This is a genomic window from Delftia deserti (assembly GCF_042653485.1).
Lineage (GTDB): Bacteria > Pseudomonadota > Gammaproteobacteria > Burkholderiales > Burkholderiaceae_C > Comamonas > Comamonas acidovorans.
The window spans coordinates 3,839,814-3,859,153 of sequence record NZ_JBHSIH010000001.1 but is presented as its reverse complement, the minus strand read 5'-3'; the positions used below and the strand labels follow the sequence as shown (position 1 = coordinate 3,859,153).

Below are 19,340 nucleotides of genomic sequence, written 5' to 3'. Positions count from 1 at the left end.
GTCAGATCCCGGGCAATGATTGTGAATAATTCTCATTAACAAATCAATCGATCATGAGAATCCAGTTGAATTTGGCAATCGATCGTGCCAATGACCACGGCGCACCAGCCGCAGTCCAGCAGGCATGCCTGTATGAACGGCCTCAGCCAGCCAGCAACTCGCGCAAGGCCTTGCGCATTTCCTCGGTCATTGCCCGCGCCAGCACCGACCCCGGCCGCTGGGGCAGGCTGAGCGCATTGACACCCACCGTGATGCGCGGCAGCAGGGGCACGACATGGACCTTGCGGCGGTCGGCGGCCAGGGCGGTGCAGCCGTCCATGATGGCGGCGCCCAGGCCGTACTCGGCCATGGACAGGGCCGCGTGGTAGGTCTGCACGGTGACCACGGGCGACAGGCCCACGCCGTGCTCGCGGCAGGCCTGGCCCAGGCGCATGCCCAGCGGGTCGCGCGCATCGAGCGCGACCACGGGCAGCTCGGCCAGGTCCTTGAGTTCCATGCCCTCTTCACGGATGCGCGAAGGTGGCAGCAGGCCCTTGGGCAGCACGCAGAACATGTCCACTTCGGCCAGCAGCTCATGCTCCAGCGCGGGCTGGCCCACGGAGCTGATGACGAAGCCCACGTCGGCCTCCTGCAGCAGCAGGGCCGAGACCACCTGGGGCGTGTGCAGCGCCTGCACATGGACCTGCACCTGCGGGTGGCGGCGCCGAAATCCGGCCACGGCGCGCGGCAGCACCTCGCGGCTGAGCGCGAAGACGGTGAGCACGGTCAGCCGGTCCGCTGCCTGGCCATGGCGCAGGTTGTCGGCCAGGCGCTGCACCTCGTCGAGCTGCTCGAACAGCTTCTCGATGTGGGGGAACAGCGCCAGCGCCTCATTGGTCGGCGTGAGCCGCCCGCGTGCGCGCTGGAACAGCGCAAAGCCCAGCTGCAGCTCCGCGTGCTGCAGGGTGCGGCTGACGGCCGGCTGGGTGATGTTGATCAGCCGTGCGGCAGCGCTGACGCTGCCGGTCTGCATGACGGCATTGAAGACCTCGATGTGGCGCAGGCGCATGGGCCGTCCTAAACGCGGGATTGGCGCGGGATTAGCGCAGGTTCAGCGCGGGTTCACTCTTCGGCGGACTGCGCGCGGGCCAGCCGCTCGCTTTTCCAGTACACGTCGTCGCCGCCATCCATGCGGTTGAGCACGCGCGCCAGCACGAACAGCAGGTCCGACAGGCGGTTCAGGTACTGGCGCGGCGCGGGCCGCATGGCCTCGCCCTGCTCCAGCGCCACGACCATGCGCTCGGCGCGGCGCGCCACCGTGCGGCAGACATGGGCCTGGGAAGCGGCGCGGCTGCCGGCCGGCAGGATGAATTCCTGCAGCCGGGGCAGCTGCGCGTTGTAGTGGGCCAGCGCCTCGTCGAGCTGCAGCAGGGCCTCGTCCTTGAGCAGCTCGTAGCCGGGAATGGACAGCTCGCCACCCAGGTTGAACAGCTGGTGCTGCACATCGACCAGCAGCTCGCGCACGTCGTCGGGCAGGGCCTCGCACAGCAGCAGGCCGATGTGGGAATTGAGCTCGTCCACATCGCCCATGGCGTGCGGCCGGCCGCTGTTCTTGGAGACACGCGTGTTGTCGCCCAGGCCCGTGCTGCCGTCGTCTCCGGTGCGCGTGGCGATCTGTGTCAAACGGTTGCCCATGGGCATTCTCCTTGGCGATGTGGGGGGAAATCCGGGCCGGTAACGGCCCATCACCTGATTGTGCGTTACAGCCGGCACGCAAATGTTGTAGCAGGCAACAGCCGGCAAAAGTGCTGGCCGTGTTGCGCTGCAGCAGGTGGAATGCAGTCATGTTCCACGTTCGACAAGGAGTTCGACACATGACCTCTCAACTGCGCAAAGTCTCCGGTTTTGAAATCCGCAGCGTGATGTTGTTCGCGGCCATCTCCCTGGGCAGTGTTGGTGCGATGGCCCAGGAATTGGGTCCCGGCAATGGTCCAGCGACAGGTGTCAGGGCTGCGCCCGGGCCGGCAGCAACCAGCCCCAGCGCCCCCGCCAATGATGTCCAGGCCGCCTTCGACCGCGCCGACACCAACCGGGACGGCAAGCTGAGCAAGAAGGAAGCCGAGGCGCTGCCTGCCGTGAGCAGCAATTTCGCCCAGATCGATGCCGACAAGAACGGCTCGCTGTCCAGGGATGAATTCAGCAAGGCGGTCCAGCCGCGTTGATGCTGAGGCGCATGGCGGCAACCACTCACACGAGGGCGGCAGGGCCGGTGGTATTCTTTCCAGTTCCCCTGGAGAACACCGATGAACGCCCCTGTCGCCCCCGTCCGCCTGCAGCCTGATTTCGTTCAGCGCAGCATCCCCGAAGCCTTCCTCCAAGCCCTGGCCCAGCGTTTCGGCGCCCAGTGCTCCACGGCTTTGGCGGTGCGCGAACAGCACGGCCGTGACGAGGGCGCCATCCAGGCCCCCCCGCCTGCGGCCGTGGTCTTTGCCGAGAGCACGCAGGACGTGCAGGACGCGCTGAGGCTGGCCGACCAGCATGCCGTGCCCGTGATTCCCTATGGTGCCGGCTCCTCGCTCGAAGGCCATCTGCTGGCTGTCGAAGGCGGCATCAGCCTGGACCTGAGCCGCATGAACCGCATCCTCTCGGTCAACACCGAGGACCTCACGGTCACCGTGCAGCCCGGCATCACGCGCAAGCAGCTCAACGATGCCATCAAGGACACGGGCTTCTTCTTTCCCATCGATCCCGGCGCCGATGCCTCCATCGGCGGCATGACGGCCACGCGCGCCAGCGGCACCAATGCCGTGCGCTACGGCACCATGCGCGAGAACGTGCTGGCGCTGGAAGTGGTGACCGCCTGCGGCGACATCATCCGCACCGGCACGCGCGCCAAGAAAAGCAGCGCGGGCTACGACCTCACGCGCCTGATCGTGGGCAGCGAGGGCACGCTGGGCGTGGCCACCGAGATCACGGTGCGCCTGTACCCGCTGCCCGAGGCCGTGAGCGCGGCCATCTGCTCCTTCCCCAGCATCGAGGCCGCCGTGCGCACGGTGATCCAGACCATCCAGATGGGCGTGCCGATCGCGCGCGTGGAGCTGGTGGACGTGAACTCGGTGCGCATGGTCAATGCCTACAGCAAGCTCACGCTGCGCGAGGAGCCCATGCTGCTGATGGAGTTCCACGGCTCGCCCACGGGCGTGAAGGAGCAGGCCGAGATGGTGCAGGACATTGCGGGCGAGTTCGGCGGCAACGCCTTCGAATGGGCCGAGCGTCCCGAGGACCGCACGCGATTGTTCACGGCCCGCCACAACGCCTATTTCGCGGCCGTCTCCAGCCGCCCCGGCTGCCGCTGCATCACCACCGATGCCTGCGTGCCCATCAGCCGCCTGGCCGATGCGCTGCTGGACTCGGTGCGCGAGGCCGACGACAGCGGCATCCCCTACTTCATCGTCGGCCACGTGGGCGACGGCAACTTCCACTTCGGCTACCTGATCGACCCGGCCGACGAGGACGAGCGCTCGCGCGCCGAGCAGCTCAACCACCAGCTGGTGTCGCGCTCCATTGCGCTGGGCGGCACCTGCACGGGCGAGCATGGCGTGGGCATCCACAAGATGGATTTCCTGCGCGAGGAAGCCGGCGACGGCGCGGTGCAGATGATGCGCTCCATCAAGCAGGCGCTGGACCCGAAGAACATCCTGAACCCCGGCAAGATCTTCAGCCTCTGAGTCCTTCCACCGCGGCCTTCTCGCGCAGGAAGTCGATCAGCGTGGTGATGGCCCGCGTCTGGTAGTGGGACGGCATGTACAGCAGGTACTGGCGCGTGGCCAGAAAGTCCAGGCTGCCCGGCGGCAGCGGCAGGCGCTCAAGCGCGCCGCTGGCCAACTCGGCCGCCACCATGTAGCGCGGCACCACGGCCACGCCCAGGCCCTGCAGCACGGCATCGCGCAGGAAATGGAAGTTGGGCGACATCAGGCGCGGGCGTATGCGCAGTTCGGTGGGCCGCGCGCCGTTCATGCCGGCCGTGCGCAGCTTCTGGCCCGTGAGCGCCGAGGTGATCAGCGGCACGCGCTTGAGCGCCAGCAGCGAGTCAGGCTGCCCATGCTGCGCCAGGAACTGCGGCGTGGCGCAGGCCTCGTAGAGCACATCGCCGAGCTTGCAGGCCACCAGGCTTTCAGGCGGCTCGGTCATCACGCGCACGGCGAAATCCACGGCGCCCTGCATCAGGTCCTCGATGTCGTTGTCGAAGATCACCTCCAGCGTGATGCCCGGATGCATGCGCATGAACTCCGTCAGCCAGCCCGACATCTGCAGCTGGCCGTAGCCGCTGGGCACGCTCAGCCGCACGGTGCCCTGCAGGCTCTGGCCCAGGCTGTCCACCGACTCGTCCGCCGCCATGGCTTCCTGGCGTATCGCGCGGCCATGGGCGTACAGGCGCAGGCCCAGCTCGGTGGGCTCGACCTGGCGCGTGGTGCGGCGCAGCAGCTGCTGGCCGATCTGTCGCTCGAACTGGTTGAGCCGGTGGCTGACGTTGGCACGGCTCATGCCCAGGCGCACGGCGGCGCGGCTCAGGTTGCCGGCTTCGATGATGTCCACCAGCAGGGACAGTCCGCCCAGATCCATTGTCAAACCTCAGTACACACAATGTCCATTTTTTAGCACGATTGTCAAAATCCATAAACAAATGAAGAATGCGGGCCTGCCCGGGCTCTGGCCCGACGCGGTTTTCGTGGTTCGACAAGGTTTCGCATGAGTGCTCTTTCCTCTTCCCTGCCGCTGGACGGCGTGCGCGTCCTGGATCTTTCGCGCGTGCTGGCCGGTCCCATGTGCGCCATGGCGCTGGCCGACCTGGGCGCTGATGTCGTCAAGGTCGAGCACCCGGGCCGCGGCGACGACACGCGCGACTGGGGCGTGCGCGTGGGCCAGCGCAACACCTCCTACTTCAACAGCGCCAACCGCAACAAGCGCTCGGTCACGCTGGACCTGCAGGCCGAAGAGGGCCTGCGCATCGCACGCGAGCTGGCGGCCGACAGCGATGTGGTCATCCAGAACTTCAAGGTCGGCGGCGCCGAGAAGCTGGGGCTGGGCTACGAGCAGCTGTCGGCACTGAACCCGCGCCTGGTGTACTGCTCCATCTCGGGCTACTCGCGCAGCGGCCCCGAGGCCACGCGGCCCGGCTACGACCTGGTGGTGCAGGGCGAGTCCGGCATCATGGCCATGAACGGCGAGCAGGGCCAGGGCCCGCTGAAGTTCGGCGTGGCCGCCGTGGACATGTTCACGGGCATGTACTCGGCCCAGGCCATCCTGGCCGCGCTCTACGAGCGCGAGCGCAGCGGGCGCGGCCGCCATGTGCAGATGGCCCTGTACGACTGCGGCCTGATGATCACCAGCTACTACGGCATGGAGGCCCTGCTCAAGGCCGGCGACCCGCCCAAGTTCGGCAACGCCCATCCGTCCATCGTGCCCTACGGCGTGTTCGAGGCGGCCGACGGCCCGCTGGTCATCACCGTGGGCAACAACGGCCAGTTCCAGCGCTTTTGCACCGACGTCATCGCCAAGCCCGAGTGGGCCGCCGACGAGCGCTTTGCCACCAATACCGCACGCTCGGCCAACCGCGAGCTGCTGATGCCGCTGGTGCAGGCCGAGTTGCTGCGCTTCACGCGCGCCCAGCTGCTCGAATGCCTGACAGCCGCGCAGATCCCCTGCGGCGAGGTGCTGGGCCTGTTCGAGGCCCTGAACTCGCAGCGCACGGCCGATGCCGGCCTGCTGCACCGCTTCGAGGACAGCGAGGCCGGCAGCCAGTCCGTGCTGGCCCCGCCCTATGCGCTGGATGGCCAGCGCCTGCCCGTGCGCCGACCGCCGCCCCACCAGGGCGAACACACCGACGAGGTGCTGCAGCAGCGCCTGGGCCTGGACGAGCAGGCCCGCGCCGCGCTGCGCGCCAGAAACATCATCTGAGAGCGCGCAGACGTTCCCAACCAGACCGCTCCACGGCTCTCATTTCCACCCCTTCCCGATTGAGGAGACATATGACTTCCACCCCCTTCCAGGCCTCGCGCCGCCAGATCCTGTCCGCCGCCTGCGCCACCGCCATCGCCACGCTGGCACCCGCCGCCCGGGCCCAGGGCCAGTGGCCCGACAAGCTGATCAAGCTGACCGTGGCCTTCCCGCCCGGCGGCCCCACCGACACGGCCGCGCGCATCGTCGCCCAGCGCCTGACCGAGCGCCTGGGCCAGACCATCGTCATCGACAACCGCCCCGGCGCCTCGGGCTCGGTGGGCACGGCGGCCTTCATCAAGTCGCAGCCCGACGGCTACTCGCTGTCCATGTTCGGCATGCCCGCCCTGCTGGCGCCCATGCTGTTCAACAACAACCTGTACGACGTGCGCAAGGACTTCCTGCCCGTGGCCACGGTCTATGACCTGCCCATGGCCATCGTCATCAACCCGCGCGAGCTGCCGGACGTGACCAACCTGCAGCAGCTGATCGAGCATGCCAGGAAGGCCAAGCCGGCGCTGAACTACACCAGCTCGGGCACGGGCAGCTTCGGCCACCTGTCCATGGAGCAGCTCAAGGACCTGGGCGGCTTCGACATGCAGCACGTGCCGTATCGCGGCAGCGCGCCGGCCGTGACCGACCTGATCGGCGGCCAGATCGCCGTGATGTTCGCCGACGTGGTCGCGGCCCTGCCCCACATCCAGGCGGGCAAGCTGCGCGCCATTGCCGTCAGCTCGCAAAAGGCCAAGCAGCTGCTGCCGAACGTGAAGTCGGTGGCCGAGCAGGGCTTCCCCGGCTTCGACGCCGACACCTGGGGCGGCCTGATCGCCCCGCTGAACACGCCGCCTGCCGTGGTCCAGCGCCTGAACCAGGAGCTCAAGCTCATCCTGGCCGAGCCCGAGCTGCAAAAGAAGATGCTGGCCGCAGGCGCCATCGCCACCTACCAGGACGGCGCGGCCATGAAGGCGCGCCTGAATGCCGACTTCACGCGCTGGAGCAAGATCGCCAAGGACAAGAACATCTCTTCGCAGTAAAGAACACAGAGCGCCCCACGATGCGCCTTCAGGGCATGCCGCAAGGCATGCCCTTTTTTGCGTCCGCAAATGCTCGGCGCCTGCTGTTCGCTCCCGTATGGCCGCGCCCGTAGCGAAGCGCAGGGGTCGCGGACGTCCGGGTCGCCTTCTTTGACCTGACCTTTCTCGGCGAATCAAGAAAGGGCAGTCGGCCGCCGGGCCGAGACCCGGCCTCGAAAAACAACCTCCCGGCAGGGTCAGAAAAAGCGACCCAAGCCACCGTCTGGCTTTGGCTTAACGCAGGATTGCAGCCTGATAGCCGACCCTTACTTGGAGAGATCCATGATCATGCGCGTGGCCAGGTACAGGCGGGGCACGATGGTGTTCAACTGTACGTACTCCGCATCATTGGAGTGCGCGCCGTAGCCGCTCAGGCCAAAGCCCTCGATGACGGCACCCTTGGCCTTGAGCGCCGCAAAGGCCGCGTCGGTGCCGCCGCCCGTGGCCTTTTCCATCACGCTCATCTTCAGGCCCAGCTCATCGCTGTAGATGGTCTGCGCCTGCCTGGCCAGGCTGCGCGAGGCCTCGTTGGCCTCCAGCGGCGGGCGGCGCACTTCGAACTTGAGCTGCACCTTGCTGGCGTCCAGCAGCTTGTGGCCCACCTTGGCCTGCATGGCCTGCTCCAGCGCCGTGAAGTCGGCCACGCGCAGCGCGCGGGCGTCGGCCTGGGCCGTGGCCTCGGCGGGAATGACGTTGCGGTTGGTGCCGGCCTTGGCCACGGTCCAGTTGAGCTTGAGGCCGGTCTCGGGCTTGGACAGGTCCTTCATCTGCAGCAGCTGGTGCGACAGCTCGTACAGCGCGTTGACGCCGTCCTCGGGCTTGGCGCCTGCGTGCGAGGCCTTGCCCTCGACCTTGAGGTAGGCCGCGCCGATGCCGCTGGTGGCCAGGCGCACCCCGCCGTCGGTGCCCCCGCCTTCGAACGAGAAGACCGCATCCTGCTCGGCGCCCATGCGCGTGATGGTGCTGCGCGCGCCGGGCGAGCTGATTTCCTCGTCGCTGTTCATCAGCACGGTCAGCGTGCCGTAGTTGTCGAAGCCCATCTGGCGCAGCATGGCCACGGTGTGCAGGATCAGGGCCACGCCCTGCTTGTCGTCGGCAATGCCCAGGCCGTAGGCGCGCTCGCCATCGATGCGAAACGGCTGGTCCTTGAGCATGCCGCGCAGGTAGACCGTGTCCATGTGGGCGATCAGCATGATGCGGCTGGTGCCCTTGCCCTTGAACTCGGCATGCACCATGGGGCCGATCTTCTCGGGCGTGTCGCCCAGCCGGTAGACGTCGGTGGGCTGCAGGATCTCCACCTTGCCGCCCTGCTCGCGCAGCTTGCCGGCCACGTAGTTGGCGATCTGCTCCACGCCCTCCATGTCCTTGCTGCCCGACTCGATGTGCACCAGGTCGCGCAGTGTGTCCAGCAAGGGCTGCTGGTGCTTTTGCGCCAGCGCCTGGATATCGGCCTTGGGCGCGGCCAGGGCACTGCCGGACAGGCCGGCCACGGCCAGCGCCAGCGCCAGCGGGGCGCTGCGGAACATGAGGGAAAGCGGTGCAAAGGCGGAACGCATGGACAGGTCTCCTGTGTTGAAAAAGTTGTGCCTGCACGATAGCAGGCGCCGCGCAGGGCGCACGCAATTGCCGTGCCTGCCTTGTCCGTCTCACAGCCCAAAGCAAAGGCCCCGCAAGCCTTGGCCTGCGGGGCCTTTGGGGAGCGTGACCCGGGATCAGCCTGCGCTCAGAGCCATGCCGCTTTTCCGGCTCACGCCATCGCCCACGACCACGGCCGACACGACGCTCAGTACCAGGGCAATGGCCGATCCGTAGAACACGCCGTGGCTCATGCCGTGGTCCAGCATGTAGCCGAACACGGGGGCTGCAAGGCAAAAGCCCAGGTCCAGCCCCGAATACACCGTGCCATAGACGCGGCCCGTGGCGCCGGGGGGCGCGGCGCGCTTGATCAGCATGTCGCGCGAGGGGCCGGCCAGGCCCGTGCCCAGGCCCGCCATGGAGGCCACGCCCACGGCCACCATCGCCGGCAGCCAGCCCGTGCCGACCAGGAACAGCGCCACGCCCGAACCCAGCATGCAGATCGAGATCACCTTCTCCAGCCGCTTGACGCGGCCCACCAGGAAACCGCCCGCCACCATGCCGGCCGCGCCGCAGAGCATGTAGCCCGTGACGATGAGCGCCGTCACGCTCAGCGGCAGGCCGTACATGGACTGCATGGCAGGGCTGGCGAAGCTCTGGATGGCACTGAGTGCGCAGGTGCTCCAGAAGAAGAACGAGAAGCACAGCCAGACCGAGGGCAGCTTCAGGAAGGCCATGGGATGCTCCTGCGGCACGGCCGCAGCCGTGCGCGAAGCCACTGGCGCATGGGCATCGGCCGCGCGGTCGTCCAGGGCCTTGCGGTTGAACACCATGATGGCAAGGACCGTCGCCGCCAGCACCGCGCCGCACAGGCAGGCCAGCCGCCAGGACCCCGTGGCCGTGGTGATGCCCGCCATGAACAGCGGCGCCAGCGCCCAGCCGATATTGCCCGACAGGCCGTGCACCGAGAACGCATGGCCGATGCGCTTGGCCGACACGCGCTTGTTGAGGATGGTGAAGTCCACCGGGTGGAAGGGCGCATTGCCCAGGCCCGCGAAGAAGGCCGCCAGCAGCAGCATTCCATAGCCCTGTGCAAGGCTGGCGACCACGCCCGCCACGGTGAAGCTGCCCAGCGCCGCAAACAGAATGGGGCGCGCGCCGAAGCGGTCCACCGCAAAGCCGGCCATGGCCTGGCCCACGCCGGAGACCACGAAGAACAGCGACACCATCACGCTGAGTTCGGCATAGCTGTAGCCGAACTCGGCGATCAGCCATGGAAACAGCGGCGGCAGCAGCAGGTGAAAGAAATGCGAGGAACCATGCGCCAGGCCGATCAGGCCGATGGTGCGCACATCGCTGCGCAGCGGGTCCGGAGCCACGGCGTCCGGCATGGAAGAAGAAGAGGCGGTCATGGGCCGCATCTTAGGCAGCAGCGTTTCGTCTTGTATGCGATAGTCTGCCAACTTCTGTCGCAAACATGCCAAAGCCTGTCTCCACGCCCGGCACCCCTGCCCACACCCTTGCCGACACTTCTGCCGACACCCTGCCCAGCGCCTGCCCCGCAGCCGCACTGCGGTCGGCACGCAAGGCCCGGCCGATGGAGCCGGTCGAGGCCCTGCATCCGCACCTGTTCGTGCCCACGCCCCAGCGCCCCGTGCGCGCCAAGCAGCACCGTCTGTCGGCACGCACGCGCGTCATACCGCACAGCCACAGCTGGGCACAGATCGCCATCTCGCTGGACGGCGTGCTGCACCTGTCGGCCCCCCAGGGCACGCTGATCGCCCCACCCTCCAAGGCCGTATGGATTCCGCCCGGCCTGGTCCACGCCGTGGCCATGGTCGAGGAAGCCGATCTCGTCTCCATCTACGTGCTGCAGGACGATCCGGCCCAGGGGCCCGTGCTGCCGGATCACCCTTACTGCGGCGTGGCCTGCAACCCGCAGGACTGGGCGCGCTGCCGCGTGCTGGAGGTCTCGCCGCTGATGCGCGAGCTGATCACGGCCCTGCCCAAGCAAAGCGATGACCAGCCCGCACCCGACGCCGCCACGCTGCAGCGCGAACACTATCTGAGCGCCCTGCTGCTGGAGGAGCTGCGCCGCGCCAGCGAAGTCCACCTTGGCGTGAACATGCCCCAGGACAAGCGGCTGCGCATGCTCTGCGAGGCCGTGGTGGCCGACCCCACCCAGCACGAGAGCCTGGCCGACTGGGCGGCAGACACCGGCGCCAGCCCGCGCACCGTGGCCCGGCTGTTCCAGCAGCAGCTGGGCTGCAGCTTCACCGCCTGGCGCCAGCAAGTGGTGCTGGCCCATGGCCTGAGCCTGGCCGCGCGCGGCCTTCCCATACAGCAGATCGCCGCCGAGCTGGGCTACAGCCCCAGCGCCTTCAGCGCCATGGTGCACCGCACGGTGGGCATGCCCCCTGCCCGGTTCTTCGGGCAGCAGGCGGGCGCGGCGGCCCACAGGGCCGGAACAGGCGCTGTATCCCGGCCGCCCATGGACCATCAGAGGGCCATCGTCTCTTCGCGATAGCTGAGCCGATATAGGGTTTGCCGGTCGGCAGGCCATGGAATGCAGCGGCGCCCGGCGTGCTCTTATGCCGCATGATCTCCACCGCCGAGTCGCGCTACAACCAGTGGGTGCGCGAGCACTACCGATTCCTGCTGCGCAGCGCCTGGGCGCTGACCGGCTCGCGCGCGCTGGCCGAGGACGTGGTGCAGGACTGCTTCACCAGCGCCTGGCGCTTTCGCCACCAGCTGCGCGAGGCCGCGATGGCGCGGGCCTGGCTGTTCCAGATCATGCGCCGCCATGCCTTCCGCCACCTTGCGCCATCGGCCCATCTGGTCAGCGATGACGAGGCGCTGGACCAGCATCCCGCCCCCTCGCCTTCGGCGCTGGACGACCGGCTCGACGTGGTCAAGGCGCTGGCGCGCATCGCGCCCATCCACCGCGAGGTGCTGGTGCTCTATTACTTCGACGACATGCCCACGGCCCAGATGGCCGAGGCCCTGGACATTGCGCCGGGCACGGTGCTGTCGCGCCTGTCGCGCGCCCGCGATGCGCTGAAGGCGGCGCTGGAGCAGGCCGCCCCGGCGCCTGCCCCAGAGACTGCCAGCGTGATCCCGCTGCGCCCCACCCCGCTGCGCCCCACCCGATACCAAGGCTTGAAATGACTGCCCCGGACACGACCGACGAATCGGCCTTCGACCTGCGCGCACGCGCCGAACTGGCCCTGGCCTTCGACCCCGGACCACACGGCGGGCCGCCCGCCCATCTGCTGCGCCACACGCCCTGGCATGCGCGCAGCGGCGTGCGCCGGCTGATTGCCGCGCTGCTGGTGGGCAGCTCGGCCGCCACGGCCGTGTTTGCCATGCGCCCGCCCGAGCTGGTGCGCGCCGCCATCGAGCACGAGTACTACGAGCGCACGCTGCGCGGCAGCTTCATGCCCGAGGCCGAGGTCGCCCACCGCCTGGACCTGCCTGCCGGCGAGAAGCTGCCCGGCTACACCCAGCTGATGCGGCCCTGCGATATCGACGGCACGCGCGCCTACCACCTGACCACCTTCTTCGAGAAGGGCGGCATCGTTACCGTGCTGGCCTTCGACCAGCCCCAGCGCCTGCCGGATGGCCAGGGCTGGTGGGCCAACATGCACTGGCAGGTCGTTCGCTCGCGCGAAGGCCGGCCGCTGGTGCTCGTGGCCCAGAAGAAACAGGCCCTGGCCGTGGCCAGCAGGGCCCTGGGCAGCCCTGCCCCATGACACGACCCCTGACAACCACCACGAGGAGACAACCATGAACCACTTGCCCACCTCCCCCGCGCGCCGCAGCCTGCTGGCCGGCAGCGCCAGCGCACTGGCCGCCGCAGGCCTGGCCGGCCTGCACCAGGGCGCATCGGCCCAGGCACCGGCCGCCAAACCCCTGCCCGGCTACGCGGGCTGGAAGAAGGCCGATGCCCTCATCGTCCACAGCTCCACCACCATAGAGACGCGGCGCGGCGCCTTCGGCACCAGCGTGATCACGCCCAGCGACCAGCTCTATGTGCGCAACAACCTGCCCACGCCGCCCGAATCCATCGTGGCCGACCGCGATGCCTGGCAGCTGCAGGTGGAGGGCGTGCGCCAGCCCCGCAGCCTCAGCGTGCGCGAGCTCAAGTCCCTGGGCCTGGAGACCGTGGCCATGGTGCTGCAGTGCTCGGGCAATGGCCGGGCCTTCTTTCCCAGCAAGCCCAGCGGCACGGCCTGGACCGTGGGCGCTGCCGGCTGCGTGGTCTGGAGCGGCGTGCCCGTGCGCGAGGTGGTCAAGGCCCTGGGCGGCGTGGCCGATGGCGGCCTCTACATGACCGGCACGGGCGGTGAGGTACTGCCCGCAGGGCTGGACCCCAAGAGCGTCATCGTCGAGCGCTCGGTGCCGCTGTCGGCCATGGAAGACGCCCTGCTGGCCTGGGAGATGAACGGCGAGCCCGTGCCGCTGGCCCATGGCGGGCCGCTGCGCCTGATCGTGCCCGGCTACACCGGCGTGAACAACATCAAGTACATCCGGCAACTGGCCTTCACGCCGCGCGAGAGCGAGGCCCACATCATGTCCCACGGCTACCGCATCTCGCCGCCCGGCAGCAAGGGCGACCCGAGCCAGCCTTCGGTGCAGGAGATGAGCGTCAAGTCCTGGATCAACTCGCCCCTGCCCGAGGACGGCGGGCAGGCCGCCGGCCTGGTGCAGATCCACGGCGTGGCCTTTGGCGGCATGGACGCCGTCAAGGGCGTGGAGGTGTCCACGGACGGCGGCAAGAGCTGGCAGGCCGCACGCCTGGTCGGCCCCGACCTGGGCAGGTACGCCTGGCGCCAGTTCGTGCTGCAGGCGCGCCTGCCCAAGGGCACGCATGTGCTGGCCAGCCGCGCCACCGACGCGCGCGGCCGGGTCCAGCCCGAGATGCGTGGCGAGAACCAGAGTGGCTACAACAACACCAGCTGGGCCGACCACGCCGTGACCGTCACCGTGGCCTGAGCACGGCCCGCGCGCCCATCCCGCCCCCCTTCCCGTCACCTCCCGCACACGGCGCCAGACCGTGGCGGGCCCGTACCCCCATTGCCATGTTCACGATGAAACACCTGATCCACACCGCCCTGCTGGGCAGCGCTTTGCTCGGCAGCGCCCTGCTGTCCGGCCCCGCCTTTGCCAATGAAGCGGCCCAGATGGCCCTGGGCAAGAAGCTGTTCGCCACGGCCACGCCCGCCTGCGCGCTGTGCCACACGCTCAAGGACGCGGGTGCCGAGGGCGCCATCGGCCCCGTGCTCGACGAGCTGCAGCCCGACGCCGCGCGCGTGGCGCGCGCACTGCGCGACGGCATAGGCGCCATGCCCTCGTTCAAGGCCACGCTCAGCGAGGCCGATATCGCCGCGCTGTCGCTCTATGTGAGCAAGGCCAGCGCAAAGAAGTAGGCGGCACGGCCCCTCACCGGCGTTCCTGCAGTTCCCGCAGTGCCTTTTCGTAGTGCGTTTCCTCGGGCTCGGGCACATGCACCACGGCCTCACCGGCACCGCCCAGCGGCATGCGGTAGACCCAGAGGCTGTGGCGGCCCGGGCCCTGGCGCTGCCAGGAGGGCTCCACACCGGGCAGCGCAAAGTCCAGGCTGACCAGCCAGGCGCCCTCGGGCAGTTCCGTGGCGGCCTTGACGGCCGCACGGCCCATGCTTTCGGGGCGCTGGAACAGGTAGACCATCTGGTAGCCGCTCCAGTCGGCCAGCCAGATATCGGCGCGGCGCACGCGGGCCCAGGGGCAGCGCAGCGCACACAGCCAGCGCAGCGGCCAGCTCCACTCCATGCCATGGAGCCGCGCCTGCGGGTACTGGCCGCGCAGCGCGCGCAGGCCGTCACCCAGGCCGCAGCCGGCATCCAGCACGGCCGCGCCATCGGGCAGCGGCGCGGCATCGGCCAGGCCTTGCAGCGCATCGGTCGGCGTGGGAAACAGCGGCGCATCGCGCCAGGCGTTGAGCGGGTAGACCAGGGTGAGCAGGCCCAGCGCCGCCAGCCACAGCCAGGGGCTGATGGCGGCCAGGCCGCCCGGCCCCCACAGCATCAGGCAGGACAGCGGAAAGCCCGCCGCCACGGCCAGGCGCCGCCACCAGGGCGTGGCCAGCAGGCTGGCGAGCACGCCCAAAAAACAGGCCGCCAGCCAGGCGGCCAGCGGCCCTAGGGTCGATTGCAGCGCGGCGTAGACAAGCCAGGCGCCCGCCCAGGCAAGAAGGGCCGGGGCCGGCCAGGGAAGGCGCCGCATGTCAGAGCCTCATTACGCGACGCGCCTCCCACAGCCCATGAAACGAGCGCGACCTATGAGCCCGAAACGCCCCAAACCAGGAACAGCGAGCAAGGGCCGCCCCGCAGCGAGGCTGTCGCCGGCCGCCCGTATGCCCCCCTCCCGCAGGAGAGGGGGAAGGCGCGAAGCGACTCAGGGGGTGCTGCATCTCATTGCTGTTGCAGTGCTTGCGAGGTGGCACGGTCGAGGCGGCCGGTCTGCGGCAGGCTCTGGTCGCGCTGGAACTCGCGCAGGGCGTTCTGGGTGTTCTTGCCCATGGCGCCGTCAGGCGTGCCGGCGGTATAGCCCAGGGCATTGAGCTTTTGCTGGGCAGCGCGCAGCGACATGCCGGCGGCATTGGCGCCCGGAGCCGATGTCTGCGACGGTGCGGCACCGCCGTCCACGCCCAGGCGTCCACCGCCGCCCAGGCCCTGGCCCTTCACGGTCTGCGCCTTGTAGTTGCGCAGCGAGCGAACCATCTGGTTGTAGGCGTCCATGAAGGCGGCGGCGATCACCTTGCCCTCGGCCGTGCGCGTGTAGCCACCCAGCGAGGCGCCGGCGGAGCCGCCGAACAGCGCGCCCATGCCGCCCCAATCGGTCTTGGAGGACGAGCCCTCGGAAGCCGAGACCTGCACGCCCGAGCGGTTGTCCACCAGGGCCAGCATGACCGAGGCCTCGCGGGTCTTGGTGGCTGCCGCCAGCGCGCCGAAGATGCCGCCTGCGCGGCCGCCGATGGCGCCACCCATGCCACCGGCATCGCTCTGGTTGAAGATCACTTCGGGGGACAGGCCGTAGTCGGAGGCCACCATCTGGCCCTTGCCCAGGTTGCTGCCGCCACGCATCTCGCCCGAGTCCATCAGCGCGCGCTCGCGTGCCATGGCGCCCATGCCGGCCGCTCCGCGTTCCACGACGATGAAGCAGTTGGACTGCTGGATCATCAGGCGCAGCAGCTGCGAGGTGGGGGGCAGGCGGTACTGCTGGGTGAGGATGGTGTACCAGCCCGCGGTCTGGTTCTCGACCAGGGAGATGGTGCCCAGCGAGGAGTCGCAGCGCTCCAGCTCGGTATTGGCGTTCTCGGCGCTGGCACCGCCTGCGGCGCCGGTGGCCACGGTCTTGGCTTCGGGCGAACCCATGCGCATGTCGGTGGTTGCGCAGCCAGTCAGCGCCACGGCAGCGATGGCGGTCAGGGCAAGATACTTCTTCACGTTGTAATCCTCTCGGGTCTGGTCTAGGTGAATCAGCGCCAGGGCGATGGGCGTCCACGGCCTGGCGGCGTCGCCAGCCATCGATTACACACAATTACCCCGCATGACAGCGCGCAAATATACCGGGATTCACCCTTGCGAAAAAGCGCTGCTTTGCTGGAGAACGACAGATGACAGACGGTTACAAGCTGTTGTCATCACTCGGGGGCATCACCGCGCAAACGTTCGATCAGCCCGTTGAGCGCATCGAGCGAGCCGAACTGGATCGCCACTTCGCCCATTTCCTGCAGCTTGCCGCCACGGCGCACGGACTTCTTGATGCGCACTTCGACATCGGCCATGAGCAGGTCGGACAGCTCCTCTTCCACGCGCTTGATGTCGCGCGACTTGCCGTCCTTCTTGGACTTCTGGCGCACCAGGCTGAAGTCGGCACCGATCTTCTTGACCAGGGCCTCGGCCTCGCGCACCGACAGCTTCTTGGCCGCGATCTGGTTGCCGGCCGTGATCTGGGCTGCGCGGTCCAGCGACAGCAGGGCGCGCGCATGGCCCATGTCGATGTCGCCGGCCATGAGCATGGTCTGCACCGGATCGGCCAGGTTGAGCAGGCGCAGGATGTTGGTGGCCGCGCTGCGCGAGCGGCCCACGGCCTGGGCCGCCTGCTCGTGCGTGAGGCCGAATTCCTTGACCAGGCGCGACAGGCCCTGGGCCTCTTCCAGCGGGTTCAGGTCCTCGCGCTGGATGTTCTCGATCAGCGCCATGGCGGCGGCGGCCTCGTCTGGCACCTCGCGCACCAGCACCGGCACCTCGGCCAGGCCGGCGATGCGGGCCGCACGGAAGCGCCGCTCGCCCGCGATGATTTCGTACTTGCCGGCGTGCTCGCCCTTGGCCAGGCGGCGCACCAGGATGGGCTGCATGATGCCCTGGGCCTTGATGCTTTCGGCCAGCTCGTAGAGCGCGCCCTCGTCCATGTGGGTGCGCGGCTGGTACTGGCCGGGCACCATGACGTCGAGCTGCAGGATGCTGGGCAGGCCGGTCTCGGCCACCGGTCCGCCGCCCTCTTCCTTGTCGTGGACCTTGGGTCCGAGCAGGGCTTCCAGCCCGCGTCCCAGTCCCTTGGGTTTCTTGGTCACCATGGTGTTGTCCTTGTCAAAGCGATGCCAGCAGCGCGTGTCCGCGGTCCCAGTCGCCCAGCCCGCTGGCCGTGTTGAGATGGCCCGAAGGCCCTGCGTCGACGAAGCGTGCGCCCCAGGCATAGGCCATGGCTTGCACGCGCTGGGCGCTGCAGTAAATGTCGTTGTCGCTACCGACCACGATGGAGGCAAACGGCAGGCGCTGCATCATCACCGGCGACCAGCCCGGCAATTGCTCGCGCAGCTGGGGCTGCTCGGTATCGCCGGGGGCGACCAGCAGCGCGCCGCGCACCTTGCGGGCGGCCAGCGGCGAATGCGCGGCCCACCAGGCCACGAGGATGCAGCCCAGGCTGTGCGCCACCAGCACCACCGGGCGCGGGGCGTCGAGCACCGTCTCCTGCAGCCTGACGCTCCAGTCGCCGCGCAGCGGGCGGTCCCAGTCGTTTTGCTCCAGGCGGCGGTAGCCGTGGCGCTGCTCCCAGCGGCTTTGCCAGTGATCGGCGTCCGAGTTCTGCCAGCCGGGCAGCAGCCAGACGTCCTCGGCGGCCCACCCGGTCGGCACGCCCTGCCCTGCCGCTTCATGTGAACCTTGCATGGCTACATCTTCTTGATGCGGCGCACCATCTCGTGCGCGAAATCGATGAAGGCCTTGCTGCCCTTGGCGCCCGGGTCGAAGACCACGCCGGGCACGCCATAGCTGGGTGCCTCGGCCAGGCGCACGTTGCGCGGGATCACGGTGTCGAAGACCTTGTCGCCGAAGTGCTCCTTGAGCTGGTCGCTGACCTGCTGCTGCAGCGTGGTGCGCGGATCGAACATCACGCGCAGCAGGCCGATGATCTGCAGGTCGGGGTTCATGTTGGCGTGCACCTGCTTGATGGTGTTGACCAGGTCGGTCAGGCCTTCGAGCGCGAAGTACTCGCACTGCATGGGCACGACCACGCCATGGGCCGCGCACAGGCCGTTCAAGGTGAGCATGGACAGGCTGGGCGGGCAGTCCACCAGCACGAAGTCGTAGTCGGCATCGGCTGCCTTGAGGGCGCCCTTCAGGCGCTCGTTGCGGCGCTCCAGGGTGACCAGCTCGATCTCGGCGCCGCTGAGTTCGCGGTTGGCGCCCAGCACGTCGTAGCCCACGGCCTCGGAGCGCACAGCGGCTTCCTTGACGCTGGCGTTCTCCAGCAGCACGTCGTAGACCGACAACTCCAGCGCGCGCTTGTCCACGCCCGAGCCCATGGTGGCATTGCCCTGCGGGTCCAGGTCGATCAGCAGCACGCGCTGGCCGACCTTGGCCAGGCCCGCTGCAAGGTTGACGGCGGTGGTGGTCTTGCCGACCCCGCCCTTTTGATTGGCGACACAGAAGATTTTGGCCATGGTATTTACACGCTTATTTGGCGATGGCCAGCTTGAGGCCAAAACCGATCAGGAACACGCCCGCAGTCTTTTCGAGAACCCGGGAAACCGCAGGATTGGCGCGCATGCGCTCGGCCAGATGCGCGGTGAGCAGCACCACGATCAGGCAGTAGAGAAAGGTCAGCACGGCCACCGTGGCCGCCATCACCGCGAACGTGAGCAGGCCCTGGTGGCTTGCAGGGTCCACGAACAGCGGGAAGAAGGCCATGTAGAACACGATGGACTTGGGGTTCATCAGGGTGATCAGGCCGGCCTGGCGAAAGTAGTGGCGCGGCTCGATGTGCAGCACGGGCTTATCGCCGGGCCTGGCGGTGAGCATCCTGAAACCCAGCCAGCCCAGGTAGGCGGCGCCCAGCCACTGCACGGCATGGAAGGCCGCGGGATAGGAGGCCAGCAGCGCGGCCACGCCCGCCACCGCCAGCCAGATCAGCACCTGGTCGGCTGCCAGCACGCCGGCGCAGGCCGCCATTCCGGCACGTATGCCGCCCTTGCCGGTGGAGGTGATCAGCGCCAGATTGCCCGGCCCCGGAATCAGCAGGAACAGAAGAATGGCAACAACGAATGCGCTGAAATCGGAGATGCCGAACATGCTGACCCCTGAGCTATGAAAGCTGGGAGTTTATGCGAGGGCCATGGCCAGCGCATGGGGAACATGGCCCCGCCGCAACGCGGCAGTGTGCCATTCGGTAAAA

Annotated in this window: 20 protein-coding genes; 9 read left to right on the top strand and 11 right to left on the bottom strand. The window is 68.5% G+C overall.

Annotated elements, in window-relative coordinates; genetic code table 11:
* Positions 1-142: 142 nt before the first annotated feature.
* Both ACFPFG_RS18560 and ACFPFG_RS18555 read right to left on the bottom strand, forming a co-directional pair.
* Complete coding sequence (locus ACFPFG_RS18560) at positions 143-1,048, bottom strand: LysR substrate-binding domain-containing protein (RefSeq protein WP_183018676.1); 906 nt, start codon at positions 1,046-1,048, stop codon at positions 143-145.
* 53 nt (positions 1,049-1,101) lie between these two features.
* The gene (locus tag ACFPFG_RS18555; protein ID WP_183018677.1) at positions 1,102-1,674 is read right to left on the bottom strand and encodes a cob(I)yrinic acid a,c-diamide adenosyltransferase; all 573 of its coding nucleotides are present in this window, start codon (positions 1,672-1,674) and stop codon (positions 1,102-1,104) included.
* Positions 1,675-1,853: 179 nt separating this feature from the next.
* Between ACFPFG_RS18555 and ACFPFG_RS18550 the strand changes: the two genes are divergently transcribed.
* Positions 1,854-2,201, top strand: coding sequence for an EF-hand domain-containing protein (locus ACFPFG_RS18550; protein WP_183018678.1), 348 nt, complete (start codon positions 1,854-1,856; stop codon positions 2,199-2,201).
* A gap of 81 nt (positions 2,202-2,282) precedes the next feature.
* Positions 2,283-3,707, top strand: coding sequence for an FAD-binding oxidoreductase (locus ACFPFG_RS18545; RefSeq protein WP_380107758.1), 1,425 nt, complete (start codon positions 2,283-2,285; stop codon positions 3,705-3,707).
* On the opposite strand, the gene ACFPFG_RS18540 is transcribed toward ACFPFG_RS18545, so the two are convergent.
* Positions 3,697-4,602 (bottom strand): LysR family transcriptional regulator, encoded by a 906-nt coding sequence (locus ACFPFG_RS18540; protein WP_380107756.1) that lies wholly within the window; start codon positions 4,600-4,602, stop codon positions 3,697-3,699. The genes ACFPFG_RS18545 and ACFPFG_RS18540 overlap by 11 nt on opposite strands.
* A gap of 126 nt (positions 4,603-4,728) precedes the next feature.
* Between ACFPFG_RS18540 and ACFPFG_RS18535 the strand changes: the two genes are divergently transcribed.
* Entirely contained in the window at positions 4,729-5,937 is a 1,209-nt protein-coding gene (locus ACFPFG_RS18535) for a CaiB/BaiF CoA transferase family protein (RefSeq protein WP_380107754.1), read from the top strand.
* 71 nt (positions 5,938-6,008) lie between these two features.
* The gene (locus tag ACFPFG_RS18530; protein ID WP_197954252.1) at positions 6,009-7,010 is read left to right on the top strand and encodes a Bug family tripartite tricarboxylate transporter substrate binding protein; all 1,002 of its coding nucleotides are present in this window, start codon (positions 6,009-6,011) and stop codon (positions 7,008-7,010) included.
* Positions 7,011-7,315: 305 nt separating this feature from the next.
* On the opposite strand, the gene ACFPFG_RS18525 is transcribed toward ACFPFG_RS18530, so the two are convergent.
* Positions 7,316-8,605 carry a M20/M25/M40 family metallo-hydrolase gene (locus ACFPFG_RS18525; protein ID WP_183018682.1) on the bottom strand — a complete coding sequence of 430 codons (1,290 nt, stop codon included), beginning with the start codon at positions 8,603-8,605 and terminating at the stop codon, positions 7,316-7,318.
* Between the two features lie 156 nt (positions 8,606-8,761).
* Positions 8,762-10,036: an MFS transporter gene (locus tag ACFPFG_RS18520; RefSeq protein WP_183018683.1), complete on the bottom strand. Its 1,275-nt coding sequence runs from the start codon at positions 10,034-10,036 to the stop codon at positions 8,762-8,764.
* A gap of 65 nt (positions 10,037-10,101) precedes the next feature.
* On the opposite strand from ACFPFG_RS18520, the gene ACFPFG_RS18515 reads away from it, so the two are divergent.
* From ACFPFG_RS18515 to sorU, 5 genes are all read left to right on the top strand, one after another.
* Positions 10,102-11,151: an AraC family transcriptional regulator gene (locus ACFPFG_RS18515; RefSeq protein WP_380107751.1), complete on the top strand. Its 1,050-nt coding sequence runs from the start codon at positions 10,102-10,104 to the stop codon at positions 11,149-11,151.
* 71 nt (positions 11,152-11,222) lie between these two features.
* Positions 11,223-11,792: an RNA polymerase sigma factor gene (locus ACFPFG_RS18510; protein ID WP_099732597.1), complete on the top strand. Its 570-nt coding sequence runs from the start codon at positions 11,223-11,225 to the stop codon at positions 11,790-11,792.
* On the top strand, positions 11,789-12,376 hold the full coding sequence (locus ACFPFG_RS18505; protein ID WP_380107749.1) for a hypothetical protein: 588 nt from the start codon (positions 11,789-11,791) through the stop codon (positions 12,374-12,376). The genes ACFPFG_RS18510 and ACFPFG_RS18505 overlap by 4 nt, the downstream gene beginning before the upstream one ends.
* 34 nt (positions 12,377-12,410) lie before the next feature.
* On the top strand, positions 12,411-13,619 hold the full coding sequence (gene sorT, locus ACFPFG_RS18500) for a SorT family sulfite dehydrogenase catalytic subunit (protein WP_183018687.1): 1,209 nt from the start codon (positions 12,411-12,413) through the stop codon (positions 13,617-13,619).
* An 86-nt stretch (positions 13,620-13,705) separates the two neighbouring features.
* Entirely contained in the window at positions 13,706-14,053 is a 348-nt protein-coding gene (gene sorU, locus ACFPFG_RS18495) for a SorU family sulfite dehydrogenase c-type cytochrome subunit (protein WP_183018688.1), read from the top strand.
* Positions 14,054-14,066: 13 nt separating this feature from the next.
* Here the strand turns inward: sorU and ACFPFG_RS18490 are convergent, their stop codons facing one another.
* The 6 genes from ACFPFG_RS18490 to ACFPFG_RS18465 all read right to left on the bottom strand — a co-directional run bounded on the left by ACFPFG_RS18490 (position 14,067) and on the right by ACFPFG_RS18465 (position 19,237).
* On the bottom strand, positions 14,067-14,888 hold the full coding sequence (locus tag ACFPFG_RS18490; protein ID WP_183018689.1) for a class I SAM-dependent methyltransferase: 822 nt from the start codon (positions 14,886-14,888) through the stop codon (positions 14,067-14,069).
* A gap of 188 nt (positions 14,889-15,076) precedes the next feature.
* A complete protein-coding gene (locus ACFPFG_RS18485; protein WP_183018690.1) occupies positions 15,077-16,111 on the bottom strand; it encodes a peptidoglycan-binding domain-containing protein in 1,035 nt (344 codons plus the stop codon).
* A gap of 197 nt (positions 16,112-16,308) precedes the next feature.
* Positions 16,309-17,244, bottom strand: a complete 936-nt coding sequence (locus ACFPFG_RS18480; RefSeq protein WP_183018691.1) for a ParB/RepB/Spo0J family partition protein — start codon at positions 17,242-17,244, stop codon at positions 16,309-16,311.
* Positions 17,245-17,257: 13 nt separating this feature from the next.
* Entirely contained in the window at positions 17,258-17,836 is a 579-nt protein-coding gene (locus tag ACFPFG_RS18475; RefSeq protein ID WP_380107746.1) for an RBBP9/YdeN family alpha/beta hydrolase, read from the bottom strand.
* A 2-nt stretch (positions 17,837-17,838) separates the two neighbouring features.
* Positions 17,839-18,609 (bottom strand): ParA family protein, encoded by a 771-nt coding sequence (locus ACFPFG_RS18470; protein WP_183018693.1) that lies wholly within the window; start codon positions 18,607-18,609, stop codon positions 17,839-17,841.
* A gap of 13 nt (positions 18,610-18,622) precedes the next feature.
* Positions 18,623-19,237 carry a LysE family transporter gene (locus ACFPFG_RS18465; RefSeq protein WP_183018694.1) on the bottom strand — a complete coding sequence of 205 codons (615 nt, stop codon included), beginning with the start codon at positions 19,235-19,237 and terminating at the stop codon, positions 18,623-18,625.
* Between the last annotated feature and the right edge of the window lie 103 nt (positions 19,238-19,340).

Excerpts from the sequence above, each read along its gene's own strand:
- ACFPFG_RS18550 (WP_183018678.1), top strand. The coding sequence starts at position 1,854 with ATGACCTCTCAACTGCGCAAAGTCTCCGGTTTTGAAATCCGCAGCGTG.
- ACFPFG_RS18525 (WP_183018682.1), bottom strand. The coding sequence starts at position 8,605 with ATGCGTTCCGCCTTTGCACCGCTTTCCCTCATGTTCCGCAGCGCCCCG.
- ACFPFG_RS18475 (WP_380107746.1), bottom strand. The coding sequence starts at position 17,836 with ATGCAAGGTTCACATGAAGCGGCAGGGCAGGGCGTGCCGACCGGGTGG.
- ACFPFG_RS18555 (WP_183018677.1), bottom strand. The coding sequence starts at position 1,674 with ATGGGCAACCGTTTGACACAGATCGCCACGCGCACCGGAGACGACGGC.
- ACFPFG_RS18510 (WP_099732597.1), top strand. The coding sequence starts at position 11,223 with ATGATCTCCACCGCCGAGTCGCGCTACAACCAGTGGGTGCGCGAGCAC.
- ACFPFG_RS18545 (WP_380107758.1), top strand. The coding sequence starts at position 2,283 with ATGAACGCCCCTGTCGCCCCCGTCCGCCTGCAGCCTGATTTCGTTCAG.
- sorT (WP_183018687.1), top strand. The coding sequence starts at position 12,411 with ATGAACCACTTGCCCACCTCCCCCGCGCGCCGCAGCCTGCTGGCCGGC.
- ACFPFG_RS18480 (WP_183018691.1), bottom strand. The coding sequence starts at position 17,244 with ATGGTGACCAAGAAACCCAAGGGACTGGGACGCGGGCTGGAAGCCCTG.
- ACFPFG_RS18530 (WP_197954252.1), top strand. The coding sequence starts at position 6,009 with ATGACTTCCACCCCCTTCCAGGCCTCGCGCCGCCAGATCCTGTCCGCC.
- sorU (WP_183018688.1), top strand. The coding sequence starts at position 13,706 with ATGTTCACGATGAAACACCTGATCCACACCGCCCTGCTGGGCAGCGCT.
- ACFPFG_RS18535 (WP_380107754.1), top strand. The coding sequence starts at position 4,729 with ATGAGTGCTCTTTCCTCTTCCCTGCCGCTGGACGGCGTGCGCGTCCTG.
- ACFPFG_RS18540 (WP_380107756.1), bottom strand. The coding sequence starts at position 4,602 with ATGGATCTGGGCGGACTGTCCCTGCTGGTGGACATCATCGAAGCCGGC.
- ACFPFG_RS18505 (WP_380107749.1), top strand. The coding sequence starts at position 11,789 with ATGACTGCCCCGGACACGACCGACGAATCGGCCTTCGACCTGCGCGCA.
- ACFPFG_RS18465 (WP_183018694.1), bottom strand. The coding sequence starts at position 19,237 with ATGTTCGGCATCTCCGATTTCAGCGCATTCGTTGTTGCCATTCTTCTG.
- ACFPFG_RS18490 (WP_183018689.1), bottom strand. The coding sequence starts at position 14,888 with ATGCGGCGCCTTCCCTGGCCGGCCCCGGCCCTTCTTGCCTGGGCGGGC.
- ACFPFG_RS18560 (WP_183018676.1), bottom strand. The coding sequence starts at position 1,048 with ATGCGCCTGCGCCACATCGAGGTCTTCAATGCCGTCATGCAGACCGGC.
- ACFPFG_RS18515 (WP_380107751.1), top strand. The coding sequence starts at position 10,102 with ATGCCAAAGCCTGTCTCCACGCCCGGCACCCCTGCCCACACCCTTGCC.
- ACFPFG_RS18520 (WP_183018683.1), bottom strand. The coding sequence starts at position 10,036 with ATGACCGCCTCTTCTTCTTCCATGCCGGACGCCGTGGCTCCGGACCCG.
- ACFPFG_RS18470 (WP_183018693.1), bottom strand. The coding sequence starts at position 18,609 with ATGGCCAAAATCTTCTGTGTCGCCAATCAAAAGGGCGGGGTCGGCAAG.